Origin of the sequence: Nocardioides luteus, assembly GCF_014648595.1 — a bacterium.
Classification (GTDB): Bacteria; Actinomycetota; Actinomycetes; order Propionibacteriales; family Nocardioidaceae; genus Nocardioides; species Nocardioides luteus.
Window position 1 is genome coordinate 71,023 of the sequence record NZ_BMRK01000009.1, and the last position, 15,609, is coordinate 86,631.

The following is a 15,609-nucleotide window of genomic DNA, read 5'->3' on the forward strand; positions in this document are numbered from 1 at the left end:
TACGCCGATCGAGATGACGCCGTACACACTCGAACGACCTAAGTGACGTTTCGACCGATAGACGTCACCTCTCGACCAACGCAGGTGCCATCTCGACCAACGCACGTGCCATCTCGAGCGACCGAAGTGCCGTTTCGGCGGGGAAGACGGAGCACTGGCCGCCGGTGGCGGTGATCGACCATCCGGCTCGAGGCGCTGGTCACCGCTTCGGTCGGCTACGAGGCAGACGCGCCGACTCGACACCCCAGCGCGGGGCAGACGCGCCGACTCGACGCCCCAAAGCGAGGCAGACGCGCCGACTCAGCGTCCCAGCGCGAGACAGACGCGCCGACTCAGCGTCCCAGCGCGAGACAGACGCGCCGACTCGGCGTCTCAGAGCGGGGCAGATGCGCCGACTCGGCGAGTGGGGTCAGTCGGTGCGCGCGGGCGGTAGGTCGGTGAGCGCGGCGTCGGGGTGGGCCCGGACAGCGTCGAGGAGCTCGAGCCAGGCCTGGCCGATCTCGTCGACCCGGTCCTCGGCGGCGAGCCGGAAAGCCGCCGCACGCAACACGTCGACGCCCGCCTCCGGCACGCGCCCGGTGTCGCGCAGCGTGGTCAGCACCTCGTCGACGAGGTCGGCGGGCGCGCCCGTGTCGCCGGTCAGCGCCCACTCCACTTCGACCTGGGTGGCGACCGCGTCGTTCACAGCTTGATCCAGTAGCGCCGCATCATCCCGTAACCGTACTCCGACCCGTCGACGACGTCCTGCAGCTCGCCGCCCTGCGACTCGATGGTGCGCGCGGAGGCCAGGTTGGTGTCGTCACAGGTGATCAGCACCCGGTCGAGGCCGAGGGCGCGGGCCTCCTCGAGGACCAGCCCGAGGGCGCGGGTGGCGTGGCCCCGGCGTCGGGCCGAGGGGCGGATCGAGTAGCCGATGTGGCCGCCGACCTGCTCGAGGAAGTCGTTGAGCTCGTGGCGGAGCTGGATGAAGCCGACCATCTCGGTGCCTTCGGTGATCCAGAAGGCAGAGCCGTGCACCCGCCCGTCCGGCGGCGGCATCGAGACGTCACGCTCCCGCGCGGTCTTGGCGACCACCCGCTCGCACGCCTCGCGGCTCACGTCGGCGGCCTCCTCGTCCGGGATCGCAGCGCCGTCCAGGTGAGCTCCACCGAAGTCGGCGACGCAGGCCGCCCAGGCTTCGTACAGATCGGTGGTGGGGACGGTGAGCGTGGTCATGAGCCCAGAACATCAGGCCGTGACCATCGGAGCAACTGGTTATCGACCACCTCAGCCGTCGATCACCACCGTGCCCTTCGCGCGCGAGACGCACAGGATCATGTGACCCTCGCGCTCGTAGTCGGCCAGCGCATGGTCACGGTGCTCGACCTCGCCCGCCAGCACCGGCACCCGGCAGGTGCCGCAGAAGCCCTGCTGGCAGGAGTACGCCTGGGCAGGCCGCACCCGACGGACGGCGGTCAGCGCCGACTCGGTGGAGCCCACCTCGACCTCGAGGCCGGACTCCTCGAGGCGTACCCGGAACGGGCTGCCACCGAGCACCGGCGGCGGCGAGAAGCGCTCGTAGTGCAGGGTGTCGATCCGTGGGGCCGGGATCTGCGCCCGGATCGCGTCGATCATCGGCATCGGCCCGCAGCAATAGAGCGCGGCGCCCTCCGGCGCCAGCGAGATGATCTTCTCGACATCCGGGAGGCCCCTCTCGTCATCAGGCCATAGGTGGATCTCGTGGTCGCCGACGATCTCGGCGAGCTCGTCGAGGAACGGCATGGTGTCGCGCGAGCGCCCCGTGTAGACGAACTCGTACGGCACCCCGCGGCGCACCACGTCACGCAGCATCGGCAGGATCGGGGTGATCCCGATGCCGCCGGCGACGAAGAGGTAGCCGGCGGGCGAGTCGACGAACGGGAACGCGTTGCGCGGACCCTTCAGGACGAGCCGGTCTCCGACGCCGAGATGGTGGGCCTCGAACGATCCGCCGCCACCGCCCGCGGCCGGTTCGATCCGCCGCACGCTGATCCGGTAGCGGGAGAGGTCGTCGGGGTCGGAGTTGAGCGAGTACTGCCGCAGCCGGCCGCTGGGCAGCACCACGTCGACATGCGCGCCCGGGTCCCAGGGCGGCAGGTCCACCCCGTCCTCGCTCTCGAACCAGATCGCCCTGACGTCGACGCCCTCCTCGTCGACCCGGCTGACACGCACGCGCAGATCCCGGTCGATCCGGCCCAGCGGCTTGCGCCGGCGCCAGGAGCGGTAGGCGGCCTTGGTCCAGTAGCCGCCGACGATCGTCTCGAAGCTCCGGTAGAGCTTCGAGTCGGGGATGTCCGGGACCGCGTAGCGGGCCGCCCGACTCACTGCGCCTCCGCGAGGGCGTCCGCCCGCAGTGCCGCGGGCGACTTCGCCAGATAGCTCACCGCCTGGGCGGTCGAGCCCTCCTTGGCCGGGTCGTAGCCGGGCAGGAAGTACTTCCAGGTCGCCCACCCGATGCGTACCGCCCCGGGCACGAGGCCACGCCGCTCGGCGTCGAGCAGCTTCAGGAACCCGGGCCGCGGCCGCTGCTCCGGGTCGGGTTCCGTCGGGTCGTTGGCCATCAGGTAGCCGACCCCGCGCCACCACAGCACGAGGAGCGCGCTGCCGCCGAGGAGATAGGTGCGTACGCGGCGGAGGTAGCGGCCGTCGACGTGCTGGAAGACGTCGTAGGCGACGTTGCGGTGCTCGACCTCCTCGGCGCCGTGCCAGCGCAGCAGGTCGAGCATCGTCTCGTCGGCACCGGCGGCGTCGAGCTCGGGCGAGTTGAGCACCCAGTTGCCGAGCACGGCGGTGAGGTGCTCGAGGCCGGCGATGATCGCGGCGCGCTCGATCAGCCACTCCTCCTTGGCCCGGCCGGTGAGGTCACGGTCGCCGAGGATCTTGCGGAACAGCGCCTCGATCTCGGCGGTGAACGGGCGGACGTCGAGACCGTTCGAGGTGAAGTAGTCCTGCACCTCCTGGTGGGCCGCGGCGTGCACGCCCTCCTGCCCGATGAAGCCGATCACGTCCTCGCGCAGCTGGTCGTCCTCGATCAGCGGCAGGATCTCGGAGAAGACCTTCACGAACCACCGCTCCCCCTCGGGCAGCAGCAGGTGCAGCACGCTGACGTAGTGGGAGGCGAAGACCTCGCCCGGGATCCACACCAGCGGCAGCCGGCTCCAGTCGAACTTCACGTTGCGCGGGTGCAGAGCCACCTTGGCCGGCTCGTGCCCGCGACTGCTCTTCGCGCGTGGCCTGATCGGGATGCTCGGGATGCTCGGCTTGATCATCGCGACCCCTCCTTCTCGATGAAGGCCGCGATCTCGCCCGCGACCAGCTCCGGCTCCTCGGCGACCACCCAGTGGCCCCCGTCGATGACCTGGGTGACCAGCGAGGATGCGTACGCCCGGGGTGCCTCGGTCTGCAGCGGCACCGTCACGTAGACGTCGCCGCGCGGCGCCAGCACCAGCACCGGCACGTCGGTCGGCCGTGGGCTCGGGCTGATGACCTTGCCGATGAAGTTGGCCCGGTAGAGCTCCACCCCGTTGACCTGGTCCTTCGTCGGCCGCGGCCCGCCGCCGACGAACCGCGCGAGCAGCCCGGACCGCACCATCGCCTCCGGCAGCAGCGGCAGCTGGAAGGCGAAGACGTACCAGGAGTGCGCCAGCTGCCGCAGCGAGCTCCCCAGGTGAGCCCGCTCACGCAACCACGTCGTCGCCATCCCGAGGTCGGGCCCCGAGATCGAGACGTACGTCGCGATCCGACTGCCCAGGGCCGGGTCGGTCACCGACTCCCAGGTCTGGATGGAGCCCCAGTCGTGCGCGGCGACGTGCACCGGCGCATCGGGCGAGACGGCATCGATGACCGCCCGGAAGTCGGCGGAGAGCTGCGGCAGCCGGTAGCCGGCGGTCGAGTCGGGCACTCCCGACTCCCCGATCCCGCGTACGTCGTAGGCGACGACATGGAACCGCTCGGCGAGCACCGCCGCGACGCCGTCCCACACCGTGTGGTTGTCGGGGTAACCGTGGACGAGCACCACGGTCTCGGCCTCCGCCGGCCCCTGCTCGTGGACCGCGATCTGCAGCCCGTCACTGGCCTCGACCAGTCGTGTCGTCACCTCGGTCACGCGTCCTCCTCCGGTCGCCGGTGTCTCGTGCCAAGATTAATGAGACACCGTGTCCGCGAACAATAGCAAGCACCGATCTCGGCGCGCGGGAGGCGAAATGAGATCGACCCGCCGCAGACCGGTCTGCGGCGGGTCGGATCGTCGGGCGCGGTGCGCCGGCTCTGTTCGGCTAGGAGCTGCGGGAGTCGGCCAGGCGCGACTCCTCGGCGGCGTGCTCCTCGAGCTCCTTGCGGCGGGCCTCCACCTGGGCGGCGACCTCGGCCGGGTCGTCGATCAGCGCGGCCATGCCACCCGGAACGCGTTCGAGCGCCTCGCGGGCGAAGATCTGCTGCATGGTGGTGGTGCGCTCGGAGCGGTCGCGACCGATGAACGACATCATCCAGTGCAGGGTCGCGGTGAGCCGGTTGCGGAAGCCGGTCAGGTAGGCGAGGTGGACCAGCAGCCAGCCGAACCAGGCGAGCACGCCGGACAGCTTGAACCGACCCATCGTGAGCACGGCGTTGAAGCGGCTGATGGTGGCCATCGAACCCTTGTCGAAGTACTTGAAGTCACCCGGCTCCGGCTTCGACCTGAGCCGGTTCTTGATCGTCTTCGCCGCGTGCTTACCGCCCTGGATCGCGACCTGCGCGACACCAGGAAGGTGGTCGAGGTTGATCATGTCGCCGACCACGAAGATCTCGGGGTGACCCGGCAGGGTCAGGTCGCGGTTGACCGCGATCCGGCCGGCCCGGTCGAGCTCGGCGCCGGTCTGCTCCGAGAGCGTCTTGCCGAGCGAGGAGGCCTGCACACCGGCGGCCCAGATCTTTGCGATCGAGCCGATCCGCTGGGTGCTGCCGTCCTTGAACTTCATCTCGATGCCGAACTCGTCGACGTGGGTGACCATGGCGCCGAGGATGACCTCGACACCGGCCTTCTCCAGCGCCTTCTCGGCCTTGGCGCCGAGCTTCTCACCGAACGGCGGGAGCACCTGCGGCGCGGCGTCGACCAGGACCACCCGGGCCTTCTCGGACTGGATGTGGGTGAAGTCCTTCTTCAGCACCCGGCGGGACAGCTCGGCGATCTGGCCGGCCATCTCCACACCGGTCGGGCCGGCCCCCACGACCACGAAGGTCAGCAGGTCACCGATCGGCTCACCGCGCGAGGCGGTCAGCTCGGCGATCTCGAAGGCGCCGAAGATGCGGCCGCGCAGCTCGAGGGCGTCGTCGATCGACTTCATGCCGGGCGCGAACTCGGCGAAGTGGTCGTTGCCGAAGTAGGACTGGCCGGCGCCGGCAGCGACGATCAGGGAGTCGTAGGGAACGTCGATCTGCTGGTTGAGCACACCGGCGGAGACGGTCTTGGCCTCGGTGTCGATGTCGGTGACCTCGCCGAGCAGGACCCTGGCGTTCTTCTGCCGGTGCAGGATGTCGCGGGTCGGCGGGGCGATCTCGCCCTGGGAGAGGATCCCGGTCGCCACCTGGTAGAGCAGTGGCTGGAAGAGGTGATGCGTCGTCTTCGCGATCAAGGTCACCTCGACGTCGTCACGGCCCTTGAACTCCTTCGCAGAGAAGAGCCCTCCGAAGCCGGAACCGATGATGACGACCCGGTGCTTCGCCTGGTCCGCTGACATTGCTAACCCTCCGCTATCTCGACAAGAGACGTTTTGAACGTTCCACCCTTATTCTGAACCATTCCGGGGGATCTGTTCATTCCTGGGTGCGCCTACTTCGTCACAGTTGCCTGATAGCCGCTGTGCATGCGTTTTCGCCGCGTGTCCGTCGTCGGCTCGAAACGCGTTCACCGTAATCTCTGAGGGTGACCGGGACCTTGTGCCCTAGTGGTCCGGGGCAGATATCGGACACCTTCAAGTGCGGAAAATTCTTGCAACGAACAGCACACAACGCAATCGTGTGTACCCCGAGCCGCGAGATCGGAGGAGGAGACCATGCCGTTGAACCGGCCAGCTCTCCTGCTTCGCACCGGCTCTCGTGCCGTCCAGGACGCTCGCGCCTGGGTCCGCTCGGTGTGCACGGAGATCGACCGCACGGACCTGGTCGACTGCGCTGAGTACGGCGTCTCCGAGCTGGTCTCCAACGCCCTCTTCCACGGCGCCGCACCAGTCACGATCCGGCTGCGCGGCACCGTCGACCACCCCCGCGTCGAGGTCCGGGACGCCTCCACCGAGCCGCCGCTGCTTCCCGTGCCCCTCGCTCTCGACGACGAGGACGAGGTCCTGCTCACGGTCGGCCGCGGGCTCTCGATCGTGGCCAGCGTCTCCGACGCCTGGGGCGCCGACATCGACAGCGCCGGCAAGACGGTCTGGTTCACCCCGGCGGCCGAGATCGACGAGGGCGACGGGGTCGAGGGCGTGATCACCGGGCCCTCCGGCGCCCCGCCGAAGCCCGAGCGGCTCGGCACCGAGACCGTCGAGGTGAGCATCCTCGGCGTGCCCCTCTCGCTCTACCGCGGCTTCCAGCACCACTTCCGCGAGCTGCGCCGCGAGGTACGCCTCCTCTCGCTCGCCCACGCCAACGACTACCCCCTCGCAGCCAGCCTCTCGTCCCTCTTCAGCACCCTCGAGCGCCAGCTGCTCGACGGTCTGGGCCATGGCCAGCTCTCCGGGGTGATCGGCCCGGGCGAGGGTCGTGAGCGGGAGACCGCCGACCTGCACGTACGCATGCCGCGGGCCGCCGCCGAGACCATGCGCCGCTTCCTCGACATGCTCGACCTCATCGACGAGTTCTGCCGCCAGGAGCGCCTGCTCGTGCTGGCCCGCTCCCCCGAGCAGGTCACCTTCCAGCGCTGGTTCCTCGGCGAATACCTCACCCAGGCCGCCGGCGGCCGCCCCACCCGCTGGACCGGCACCCAGATGACCGGCAACGCCTCCTAGAACCCGTACGCTGACGGCGTGCTGCGTGAGCATGGCGACCTGCTCGCTCCCATCGCCGCCGGCGGAGCGCTAGGATCGCTCGCCCGCTGGGGCCTCGCCGTCGCCCTGCCCACCGGGGACGGAGCGGGCCTGCCGTGGGCGACGCTGATCGCCAACGTCTCCGGCTCGCTGCTCCTGGGCCTGCTGATGGCATTCGTTCTCGGCCCGTGGTCCCGCACCCGCTACCTGCGCCCGTTCCTCGGCGTCGGCGTGCTCGGCGGCTACACCACCTTCTCGACCTACGAGCTGGAGACGTACGTCCTGGGCGGAGACGCACCCGCGCTCGCGCTGCTCTACCTCTTCGTCTCGATGGTCGCCGGGATCGGCGCCGCCTGGCTCGGTCTGACCATCGGCCGGGTGGTCGTGCTCGACAGCGGGCGCGAGGTGGTCGTCGGCGGCGTCGATCCGGATCTCGACCCCGACCCCGGCCGCGAGGAGGACCGATGACCGCGCTGCTCGTCGTGCTCGGCGGAGCGATCGGCGCACCGGCCCGCTACCTGACCGACCTCTACGTCCGGGAGCGGTGGGGCGGCGCGTTCCCGTGGGGGACGATGGTGGTCAACGTCATCGGCTCGTTCGTGCTCGGCGTGCTGGCCGGGGCGGCCGCAGGCGGCGTACTGCCTGAATGGATGCTGCCGCTGGCCGGCACCGGTTTCTGCGGAGCGCTGACGACCTTCTCGACGTTCTCCTACGAGACCGTCCGGCTGGCCGAGGACGGGCGGTGGCACGCGGCTGCGCTCAACGTGATCGGCTCGCTCGCCGTCGGGTTCGCCGCCGTCGGTCTGGGCTGGCTGATCGGCTCAGCGCTCTAGGCCGGCCTGTCTAGGCCCAGCCGAGCTCGTGGAGCTTCTCGTCGTCGATGCCGAAGTGGTGCGCGATCTCGTGGATGACGGTGATCCGGATCTCGGCGGCCAGGTCGTCCTCGTCCTCGCACATCTGCTGGAGAGGCTGCCGGAAGATGAAGACCCGGTCGGGCAGCGTGATGCCGTACAGATCGTTGCGGTCGGTCAGCGCCACCCCGTCGTAGAGACCGAGGGTGTCCTGCGGCTCCCCCTCCGGCGGCCACTCCTCGACGAGCACTACCAGGTTGTGCACCTGGGAGGCGAGCTCGTCCGGGATGGCGTCCAACGCCTGATCCACGAGCTCGTCGAAGCGCTCCGGGCTTGTCTCGATCCCCACGCCCTCTATTCTGCCGGGTCGCAGACAGCGTTACGCAACCGCTTCCGGTGTGTTCTTCCGCAGGTTCGCGCGAGCCTGGCGCTCCAGGTCCCGCTGGTGGAGCTCGCCGTTGCGCGGGCGGCCGCGGGTGCGCTTGCGAGCGACCACGATCCCCTCGTAGAAGACCTCGCCGCCCCACACGCCGTGCGGCTCCTGCCGCGCGATCGCGCCCTGCAGGCACGACTGCTGCAGCGGGCACGTACGGCAGAGCTCCTTGGCTCGGTCCGCGTCGGCACTCGTCGCGGCGAACCACAGGTCGCCGTCCTCGATCGCGCACGGCAGCTCGCTCCAGTGCACGCCGGTCGTCTCGCTCGCAGTCGCCACCGACGAAGTCATCACAGTTCCCATCCCCTCGCTGATCCCCCTCTTCAGGGATACCCACCAAAGAGGGTGGTCGGATGGCCTGTCAGTTTTCTGTCAATAGGCAGGTGCTTGGAGCCGGGGAGCAGAGTTGATATGTCACCCAACCGGGGGATTCCACAACACCCCGAACCTGCTGGTACAAACAATCCACACTAGAGGGAGGAAGGGCTAGGGTTTGCGACCATGCGCTCAATGAGAAGGGCCTCGGCGAACATCACCGTGGGCCACCGACCCGTGGAGGACTTCCACCGACGGATGGCGCATGATCCCAACAGCCGAGCCATCGCCTCGGAATCTCGCGACTGGCTTCTGGTGAAGTCTCTGCTCCAGCCCGGCGAAGTGCAGTGGGCTCGGGTCGCGGTCAAGTTCCCCCACGAGGGGAACGCCTCGGGTCACGCGTTCCTGACCGACCGCCGGGTGATGTTCGAGTTCCACGAGCGCGTCTTCTCGGTCAACCTCGCCGTGCTCACCTTCATCGGCGTGCCGCCGCCACCGAGCCTGGGTGACTTCATCATCGAGGCCCTCGTGCCCGGTTCGTCCTACTCGACGACGATGAAGATCCGCGACAAGGACGCCTTCCACGACTTCTTCCCCACCCTCGACTACGCCGCGCGTGCCGCGGGCGCGCAGGTGAACGTCGACGCGAGCTGGGGTGGCGAGTACGGCCCGTCCGCCGCCGGCGGCGGGCAGAGCGCCTACGGTCAGCCCGCTCCCAACAGCTACGGCGTGGCGCCGACCCCGGGCGCCTACCCGAACCCCGGCTCCTCCTACTACGGCAACCAGGGTGGTCAGGGCTACGGCGCCAACACCGGCTCCTACGGTCAGGCCCCCAACACCGGCGCCTACCGCACCGTCGGCAGCGGCTACGCGGGTGCGGCCCAGCAGAACAGCCAACAGCGTGCTCGCGAGGAGGCCGCGATGGTCGAGGCCAACCTCGCCCACGCCCTCCCCGCCTTCCTCCACGAGGGCGAGTCGATCCTGGCCGGCGCCGACATGATCCAGAACATGACCGACGTCGAGATGAAGGTGATGGCCACCGAGTCCCGTCTGATCGTCGTCGAGGGCAACATCCTGTGGGCCTCCCCGCTGGAGCACACCCACGTCATCTACGCCGGCGGCGAGCGCAGCCACCTGCGGGTCCTGGCCGACCGGATCAGCGAGACCATGGCGCTGACTCCCGGACCGCCGACCGCCAACCCGACCGACGGCCGCCGGCTCGTGCTCCGCACGATCCGCGACGTCGCTGCCGGGGAGCAGCTGCACAACCACCTGACCACCAACGGTGGCCAGGTCTACGACGCCTGGCCGGAGCAGTAGCGCGCCGCGTACGTCCTTCGGATATGACAGAGCCCCAGCCGTGTGGCTGGGGCTCTTGTCTGTGTTGCTGTGTGGATCTCGACCCGCGGGTCAGTCCTGCGGGTTGAAGAACAGGCCGAGGGCGACGGCCCAGACCACGTGCCACAGGTAGACACCCAGGACGGTGCCCCAGCCGAGGTTGATCGAGAAGAAGCCCGGGTCGATGCCGATGACGTCCTCCGGGTGGAGGGCCGGGATCCACCAACCGCAGGACGCGGTGGCGAGGAACATGCCCATACCCATCGAGCGCGCCAGGTTGCTGCCGGTGGTGTGGGTCTTGCCGAGCCACGGGAAGATCACCAGCGCGTAGGCGAGCGCGAAGACCATGCCGTTGAAGTAGTGGAAGCCCATACCGGCGAACCACTGCGAGACGGCGAAGCCGGCCTCGTTGGCGGTCGCGTTCGGCGTCAGGATGACGCCGTTGAAGAACGCGAAGTCCAGCGGGCCCTCCATGATGCCGAGGCCGTAGATCCAGTAGCCGAACATCGTGGCGAGCTGGGTGGCGCCGAAACCGGCCACGAGCGCACCGATGAGACGGTTGTTGTTGACGAACTGGGGCCAGTGCGTACCGGTCGTCTGGGCCATGACAGCCGGCTGCTGCATCGCCGGCTCCTGGTACTGCGGCTGGGCCTGTGACTGCTGCGGACGCTGGTCCCAACCAAGGGCGGGGGGCTGCTGCTGCGCGGGCGCGGCCGGGGTGCGGTAGGCACCGTTCGTCTGCATCCGTGACGCAAGCTCGTCCGCACTTGCCGCATGGGGCGGCCGATGCGGGTAGTACGACGACATGGTGGTGTTGCCTCCTGAATACCGAACGTCTTAGTCGTTCCCCCGTGCCCTGCCGATTTGCGACGTCGACACAAGCGGCAGAATCCTCTCACGAGAGGACAGCAGCCCGCACGTTACCGCCAATTCGGCTTATATCCCACAGGGTCGAACGGCCCGAACCGGGGGTGAGATCCGAGGATCTCTCGGCCCGAGACTCCCGCCGAAGCAGGACGTCCACCCTCCCACGCATGGCCCGTCGTGCGCTCGCCACAGCCCGGCGTGTCCCACCGTCCCAGAACATCACCGGACACACGCGCCACACCAACGAAAACAAGGCCCTCCAGCCACACGGAACCGGCCGGAAACGATGGGGTCGGCGACGCGTGTACGAGAGGTCTCGACAAGCTCGACCAACGGGCACGGGAGCGATCGATCACCCCGAGCAACTAAGGGGTGCGGGGATATGCCCGCCGCGGCCGGAGGCCGCAATGAAATGCAAGAGGCGACGTGGACTTCCTTGGAAGTCACACGCCGCCTCGACTCTTGCGACCCTGACGAGACTTGAACTCGCGACCTCCGCCGTGACAGGGCGGCGCGCTAACCAACTGCGCTACAGGGCCTTGTTTGTTTCCGCTTCGTGCGGCAACGGGAAAAACATAGCCCATGGGTGCGAGGGATTCACAATCGGGGACGCGTCCTACTCCTCGAAGGGTTCGTCGCCCTTGGGTTCCTCGTCGGTGAGCCCCTCCACGAGGTGGTTCTTGACCATGTAGGTCATGGCCCGTTCGGCGGCTCGGGCCTTGCGTCGGAGGGCCTCGACGCCGGGGGCCTTGTCGTCGCTGTAGGCCGCGAGCCGGGCGACCTCGCGGCCGGTCTGGCGCTGGATCTCGGACATCGCGAGCCAGACACCGAGGTCCTGCTCGAGACCTTCTCGGGAGCGGAGGATCGCGGCGGTGAGGAGCTGGATGACGGTGACCTCGACGTCCTCGGCGGTGGAGGAGCTGGAGACGAGGGTGGCGGCGATGGTGCCGGCGCCCGTGGTGGTGATCGCACCGGCGGTGACGAGGCCGCCGACCATCCCGCCGGGCCCGAAGGCGGAGAGCGCACCGATGATGGCCGCTCCCCCGGCCAGCCCTGCGGGTGCGGCGAGGGCGAGCCCGATGGGGCCGGCGACGAGCACGGCGGCACCGATGCCGATGCCGACCCACAGCTTCCACTGGTCGACCGGGTAGACGGCCTTCGACGCGGACTGCATCGCCGCGTGCAGGTTCTCGCCGAGACCGCCGCCGAGCCCCATCCAGACCGTCAGGTCATGGAAGGCCTGGCGGCGTACGTCGTCGGGGACCTCGATCTCGTAGGGCCGCACCGGGTTGGCGGTCGCCAGCGCCACCAGCGCGAGGACCGCCTCCTCCTTGGAGACCTGGGTCAGCGGCTTGGGCCGGGGCAGGTCGGCGTCGCTGGGGACGTCCGGCGAGACGCGCAGGTCGAGGAGCTGCTGAGGGATGCGTACGTCATCTGCCCGATAGTTCTCGATCAGGCGCTCCAGCACCTCGTGCTGGACGACGCGAAGGGCGGCACCGAAGCGTTCCTTGGTGGCGCCCTTGAGGTGGTCGCGGAGGAACTGCGCGTAGGCGAGCCACATCGCCAACCGCACCTCGAGCGAGTTCAGGGCGACGTCCGGGGTGCCCTCGACGACCGCGAGCTCCTTGGTGAGCGAGCCGAAGAGGCCGCGGCCGATCGCGGTGGCGACCGGCTTGGAGCGGAGGTATGTGGTGGTGCGGTGGTCGAGGCCGAGCCCGACCTGGAGGTCGAGCGCCCAGGGGAAGTGGCGCCAGATGCCGCGCAGGCCGGTGACCGCGTCGCCGTTGCTCCACACGTTGACCCACCAGGCGACGTGACCCATCGGCGCCTTCATCTCCAGGCGGTCGGAGTCGTCGTGGAGGTTGGGGTGGGCGGCCGGGCTGCCGATCGTCACCAGCCCGGCCACCTTCAGCTTCGGCGGGAGCCGGCGCAGCAGGTCGATGGCGATGATCGAGCCGAGGCTGTGGCCGACGATGACGATCTCGCCCTCCTCGGGGAGCTCGTCGAGCAGCATGCGCAGCGTGCGGGCCCGGATGCCGGGCTTGGTCACGTAGTTGTGGGCCTGCCGGAGCACCCGCAGCACGATCGGCGCCAGCGAGTCGGTCACGCCGACCGGCGAGGCCGGAACGGGCTCACCGAGGACCGACTCGAGCTCAGCGGTCGCCCGCTCCACCCGGCGGCGTACGTCTCGCTGCTCCTCGGCACTCATCCGCGGCGTCGTGATCGGCGGGAGCTTGATCGTCTTGTCACCGTCGTCGGTGCGCAGCACGTCGGGGTACTTCGGTGCGATCACCTCCACCTCGTCGAGCCCCGGATAGCCGACATCTCGCAACGACTTGTCCAACGCACGCCGCCAGGCATCGCGCGGATCGCCGTTCCCGACACCGTGAAGATAGAGAAGCGTGGCCACCCCAGGATTCTCCCCCATCCCCCACCCCGACCCGGCGCAACTGCCCCACCACAGACCGCCGAGTCGGCGCAACTGCCCCGCTCTACAACGCCGAGTCGGCGCAACTGCCCCGAGATATGGGGCAAACGCGCCGACTCGACGCCAGAAGCTGAGGCAGACGCGCCGACTCGGCGTCGAAATCCGGGGCAGATGCGCCGACTCGGCATGGGGTCAGTCGGCGTCGAGGCCCTGCTCGATGGCGTAGCGGGTGAGCTCGACGCGGTTGTGCATCTGGAGCTTGCGGAGGGTGTTCTGCACGTGGTTCTGGACGGTGCGGTGGGAGAGGACGAGACGGTCGGCGATCTGGCGGTAGCTGAGGCCCTTGGCGACGAGCTTGAGGATCTCGGTCTCGCGGTCGGTGAGGGTGGGTTTGTCGCCGCGTACCTCGGTGTCGGCGCTCTGCTGGAACTCACCGAGGACCAGGCCGGCGAGGCCGGGGGTGAAGACGGGGTCGCCGGCGGCGACGCTGCGTACGGCGTCGAGGAGCTCTTCGCGGGAGGCGGACTTGATCAGGTAGCCGGTCGCGCCGGCCTTGACAGCGGCGAGCACGTCGTTCTGCTCGCCGGAGGCGGAGAGGATGAGGACCTTGGTCGTCGGGTGCAGCGCGACGACCTCCGTGGTGACCTGGACGCCGTCGGGCTCGGGGATCTGCAGGTCGAGGACGACGACGTCGGGACGGGTCGCGGCGAACCTGGTGATGGCCTCCCGGCCGGTGCTGGCGGTGGCGACGACCTCGAAGCCGGCGGTGGCGAGGTCGCGCTCGACCGCGTCGCGCCACATCGGGTGGTCGTCGACGACCATGACCCTCACCGCTGCTCCACCTTCTCCAGACCGCGTCGCGGCACGATCAGTTCCCATTCCGTTCCTGTCCTTCCTGTGCTGAGCTCGGCAGTCCCTCCGAGATCGAGGATCCGGCCGCGGATCGAGCCGACGATGCCGAGCCGCCCGTCCCGCTCCGCCTCGGCGAGCCGACCGTCGGGGATGCCCGGACCCTCGTCGCGCACCGAGACCTCGACGTGGTCGGGGAAGGCCTGCAGCAGCACCCAGGCGCGCGCGTCCTCCCCGACATGAAGACGTACGTTGTCGAGTGCCGCGCCGGTCGCCGCGACGATCTCCTCGGCCGCGTGCGCGGGCAGCTCGACGGCGCTCGCGGGCCCGGAGACGGTCACGTTGCCGGTCTCCAGCTCGGCGAGGGCAGCGGCCAGATCCACCATGCCGGCTCCCGGGTGGCGGCCGGGCTGCTCGCCGCGGATCAGCGCGCGCAGCTCCCGCTCCTGCTCCCCCGCGAGCCGACCGAGCTCGGCGTCACCATCCAGCTCGCCGCCGCGGCGCTGGACGAGGGCGAGCACCTGGAGCACTCCGTCGTGGACCGCGCGGGCGAGCCGGGTGCGCTCCTCGGCCCGCGCCGCAGCGCGCTCGGCCTCGTCGCGCTGGAGCGCCATGCGCTGCACCGACTCGCACATGTAGCCGACCACCGGGCCACCGATGAACAGCAGGAACGCGTTGCCGTAGATCGACTGGTCGATGTACTCACGCAGGCCGAGATCGACCGCGGCGAGCGCCGCGCCGGCCAGCAGACCGCCGACCCAGCGGTAGTGGATCGCGCAGGCGAGCAGCGCGCCGCTGACCCAGAAGCCGGGCACGCTGGCGTGGAACCCCGGACCCTTCAGCAGCGGGGTCACGAGCAGGAGACCGAGCGCGATCGCCAGGTCGGCGCCGACGAGCAGCGCCGTGCGGCGGCTGGGAGCTGCGTACGCCCAGATCGCGAAGGCTGTCCAGCCGATCATCACCAGCCCACAGACGATGGCTGCGGTCACCGAGACGTAGTTGCCGGCGCGGTAGGCGGTCAGGCCGATGGCGTTGACGAGGACGACCACGCGCAGCACGGCGAGCGCCCGGAAGAGGCTGCTCTCGACCTCGATCGCCGCCGGCGACGCCCACGCACTCACAGTGCGCAGTCTGGCATCAAAACCGATCTGAGTATCCGTACCGATGTGGCCGGCCTCGCTCGAGATCCAGAATCGAGCCATGCAGAGACTGTGTACCCCCTACCGGATTCGAACCGGCGCTACCGCCGTGAAAGGGCGGGGTCCTGGGCCGCTAGACGAAGGGGGCCTGCCGAGACATCCTAGAGGCCTGCGTCCGAGGCAGCCAAAGCGACGCCCTGTGTCCATCCTCGGGTCCCGATTCGGAACGTCGCGGGCGTTTCCGGTAATGTTCCATCTCGCTTGGGCAGGTAGCTCAGTTGGTACGAGCGATCGCCTGAAAAGTGATAGGTCGGCGGTTCGACCCCGCCCCTGCCCACAAGCAACAATCGGCTCCGACCTGCGGCTATGGGTCGGAGCC

The 15,609-nt window shown here is 69.4% G+C and carries 16 protein-coding genes and 3 tRNA genes; 5 read left to right on the forward strand and 14 right to left on the reverse strand.

The features are described from left to right. Positions 1-409: 409 nt before the first annotated feature. The 6 genes from IEY81_RS12920 to IEY81_RS12945 form a co-directional block, all read right to left on the reverse strand. Positions 410-685 carry a hypothetical protein gene (locus tag IEY81_RS12920; RefSeq protein WP_189118886.1) on the reverse strand — a complete coding sequence of 92 codons (276 nt, stop codon included), beginning with the start codon at positions 683-685 and terminating at the stop codon, positions 410-412. Beyond that, entirely contained in the window at positions 682-1,215 is a 534-nt protein-coding gene (locus tag IEY81_RS12925) for a GNAT family N-acetyltransferase (RefSeq protein WP_189118887.1), read from the reverse strand. The genes IEY81_RS12920 and IEY81_RS12925 overlap by 4 nt, the downstream gene beginning before the upstream one ends. 51 nt (positions 1,216-1,266) lie before the next feature. Continuing rightward, positions 1,267-2,343, reverse strand: coding sequence for a PDR/VanB family oxidoreductase (locus tag IEY81_RS12930; protein ID WP_189118888.1), 1,077 nt, complete (start codon positions 2,341-2,343; stop codon positions 1,267-1,269). After that, a complete protein-coding gene (locus tag IEY81_RS12935; protein ID WP_229787804.1) occupies positions 2,340-3,287 on the reverse strand; it encodes a metal-dependent hydrolase in 948 nt (315 codons plus the stop codon). The genes IEY81_RS12930 and IEY81_RS12935 overlap by 4 nt, the downstream gene beginning before the upstream one ends. Continuing rightward, positions 3,284-4,123: an alpha/beta fold hydrolase gene (locus IEY81_RS12940; RefSeq protein WP_189118889.1), complete on the reverse strand. Its 840-nt coding sequence runs from the start codon at positions 4,121-4,123 to the stop codon at positions 3,284-3,286. The genes IEY81_RS12935 and IEY81_RS12940 overlap by 4 nt, the downstream gene beginning before the upstream one ends. 169 nt (positions 4,124-4,292) lie before the next feature. Then, positions 4,293-5,732, reverse strand: a complete 1,440-nt coding sequence (locus tag IEY81_RS12945) for an NAD(P)/FAD-dependent oxidoreductase (protein WP_189118890.1) — start codon at positions 5,730-5,732, stop codon at positions 4,293-4,295. A gap of 315 nt (positions 5,733-6,047) precedes the next feature. Between IEY81_RS12945 and IEY81_RS12950 the strand changes: the two genes are divergently transcribed. Genes IEY81_RS12950 through crcB form a run of 3 tightly spaced genes read left to right on the forward strand, consistent with a single transcriptional unit; the run spans position 6,048 to position 7,843 of the window. Further along, positions 6,048-6,992, forward strand: coding sequence for an ATP-binding protein (locus IEY81_RS12950; RefSeq protein ID WP_189118891.1), 945 nt, complete (start codon positions 6,048-6,050; stop codon positions 6,990-6,992). 18 nt (positions 6,993-7,010) lie between these two features. Continuing rightward, a complete protein-coding gene (locus IEY81_RS12955) occupies positions 7,011-7,478 on the forward strand; it encodes a fluoride efflux transporter FluC (protein WP_189118892.1) in 468 nt (155 codons plus the stop codon). Next, positions 7,475-7,843 carry a fluoride efflux transporter CrcB gene (crcB, locus tag IEY81_RS12960; RefSeq protein WP_189118893.1) on the forward strand — a complete coding sequence of 123 codons (369 nt, stop codon included), beginning with the start codon at positions 7,475-7,477 and terminating at the stop codon, positions 7,841-7,843. The genes IEY81_RS12955 and crcB overlap by 4 nt, the downstream gene beginning before the upstream one ends. A 10-nt stretch (positions 7,844-7,853) precedes the next feature. On the opposite strand, the gene IEY81_RS12965 is transcribed toward crcB, so the two are convergent. Next, complete coding sequence (locus IEY81_RS12965) at positions 7,854-8,210, reverse strand: metallopeptidase family protein (RefSeq protein ID WP_189118894.1); 357 nt, start codon at positions 8,208-8,210, stop codon at positions 7,854-7,856. 30 nt (positions 8,211-8,240) lie between these two features. Next, positions 8,241-8,573, reverse strand: coding sequence for a WhiB family transcriptional regulator (locus IEY81_RS12970; RefSeq protein WP_268244497.1), 333 nt, complete (start codon positions 8,571-8,573; stop codon positions 8,241-8,243). 351 nt (positions 8,574-8,924) lie between these two features. Here IEY81_RS12970 and IEY81_RS12975 point away from each other — a divergent pair, with 351 nt between their 5' ends. Continuing rightward, positions 8,925-9,929 carry a hypothetical protein gene (locus IEY81_RS12975; RefSeq protein ID WP_189118896.1) on the forward strand — a complete coding sequence of 335 codons (1,005 nt, stop codon included), beginning with the start codon at positions 8,925-8,927 and terminating at the stop codon, positions 9,927-9,929. A 90-nt stretch (positions 9,930-10,019) separates the two neighbouring features. Here the strand turns inward: IEY81_RS12975 and IEY81_RS12980 are convergent, their stop codons facing one another. The 6 genes from IEY81_RS12980 to IEY81_RS13005 form a co-directional block, all read right to left on the reverse strand. Continuing rightward, positions 10,020-10,691 carry a hypothetical protein gene (locus IEY81_RS12980; RefSeq protein WP_189118897.1) on the reverse strand — a complete coding sequence of 224 codons (672 nt, stop codon included), beginning with the start codon at positions 10,689-10,691 and terminating at the stop codon, positions 10,020-10,022. A gap of 588 nt (positions 10,692-11,279) precedes the next feature. Then, a tRNA-Asp gene (locus IEY81_RS12985) sits at positions 11,280-11,353 on the reverse strand. Between the two features lie 77 nt (positions 11,354-11,430). Then, entirely contained in the window at positions 11,431-13,224 is a 1,794-nt protein-coding gene (locus IEY81_RS12990) for a PGAP1-like alpha/beta domain-containing protein (RefSeq protein WP_189118898.1), read from the reverse strand. Between the two features lie 210 nt (positions 13,225-13,434). Continuing rightward, positions 13,435-14,064, reverse strand: coding sequence for a response regulator (locus IEY81_RS12995; protein WP_229787834.1), 630 nt, complete (start codon positions 14,062-14,064; stop codon positions 13,435-13,437). Between the two features lie 5 nt (positions 14,065-14,069). Next, a complete protein-coding gene (gene macS, locus IEY81_RS13000; protein ID WP_229787808.1) occupies positions 14,070-15,212 on the reverse strand; it encodes a MacS family sensor histidine kinase in 1,143 nt (380 codons plus the stop codon). A 93-nt stretch (positions 15,213-15,305) separates the two neighbouring features. Continuing rightward, positions 15,306-15,378 (reverse strand) — tRNA-Glu (locus IEY81_RS13005). A 115-nt stretch (positions 15,379-15,493) separates the two neighbouring features. Here IEY81_RS13005 and IEY81_RS13010 point away from each other — a divergent pair. Then, positions 15,494-15,567: transfer RNA gene (locus IEY81_RS13010), tRNA-Phe, on the forward strand. Positions 15,568-15,609: the final 42 nt, after the last annotated feature.

Coding starts and splice junctions, on each gene's coding strand:
- IEY81_RS12925 (WP_189118887.1), bottom strand. CDS start 1,215: ATGACCACGCTCACCGTCCCCACCACCGATCTGTACGAAGCCTGGGCG.
- IEY81_RS12935 (WP_229787804.1), bottom strand. CDS start 3,287: ATGATCAAGCCGAGCATCCCGAGCATCCCGATCAGGCCACGCGCGAAG.
- IEY81_RS12945 (WP_189118890.1), bottom strand. CDS start 5,732: ATGTCAGCGGACCAGGCGAAGCACCGGGTCGTCATCATCGGTTCCGGC.
- IEY81_RS12950 (WP_189118891.1), top strand. CDS start 6,048: ATGCCGTTGAACCGGCCAGCTCTCCTGCTTCGCACCGGCTCTCGTGCC.
- crcB (WP_189118893.1), top strand. CDS start 7,475: ATGACCGCGCTGCTCGTCGTGCTCGGCGGAGCGATCGGCGCACCGGCC.
- IEY81_RS12980 (WP_189118897.1), bottom strand. CDS start 10,691: ATGCAGACGAACGGTGCCTACCGCACCCCGGCCGCGCCCGCGCAGCAG.
- IEY81_RS12995 (WP_229787834.1), bottom strand. CDS start 14,064: ATGGTCGTCGACGACCACCCGATGTGGCGCGACGCGGTCGAGCGCGAC.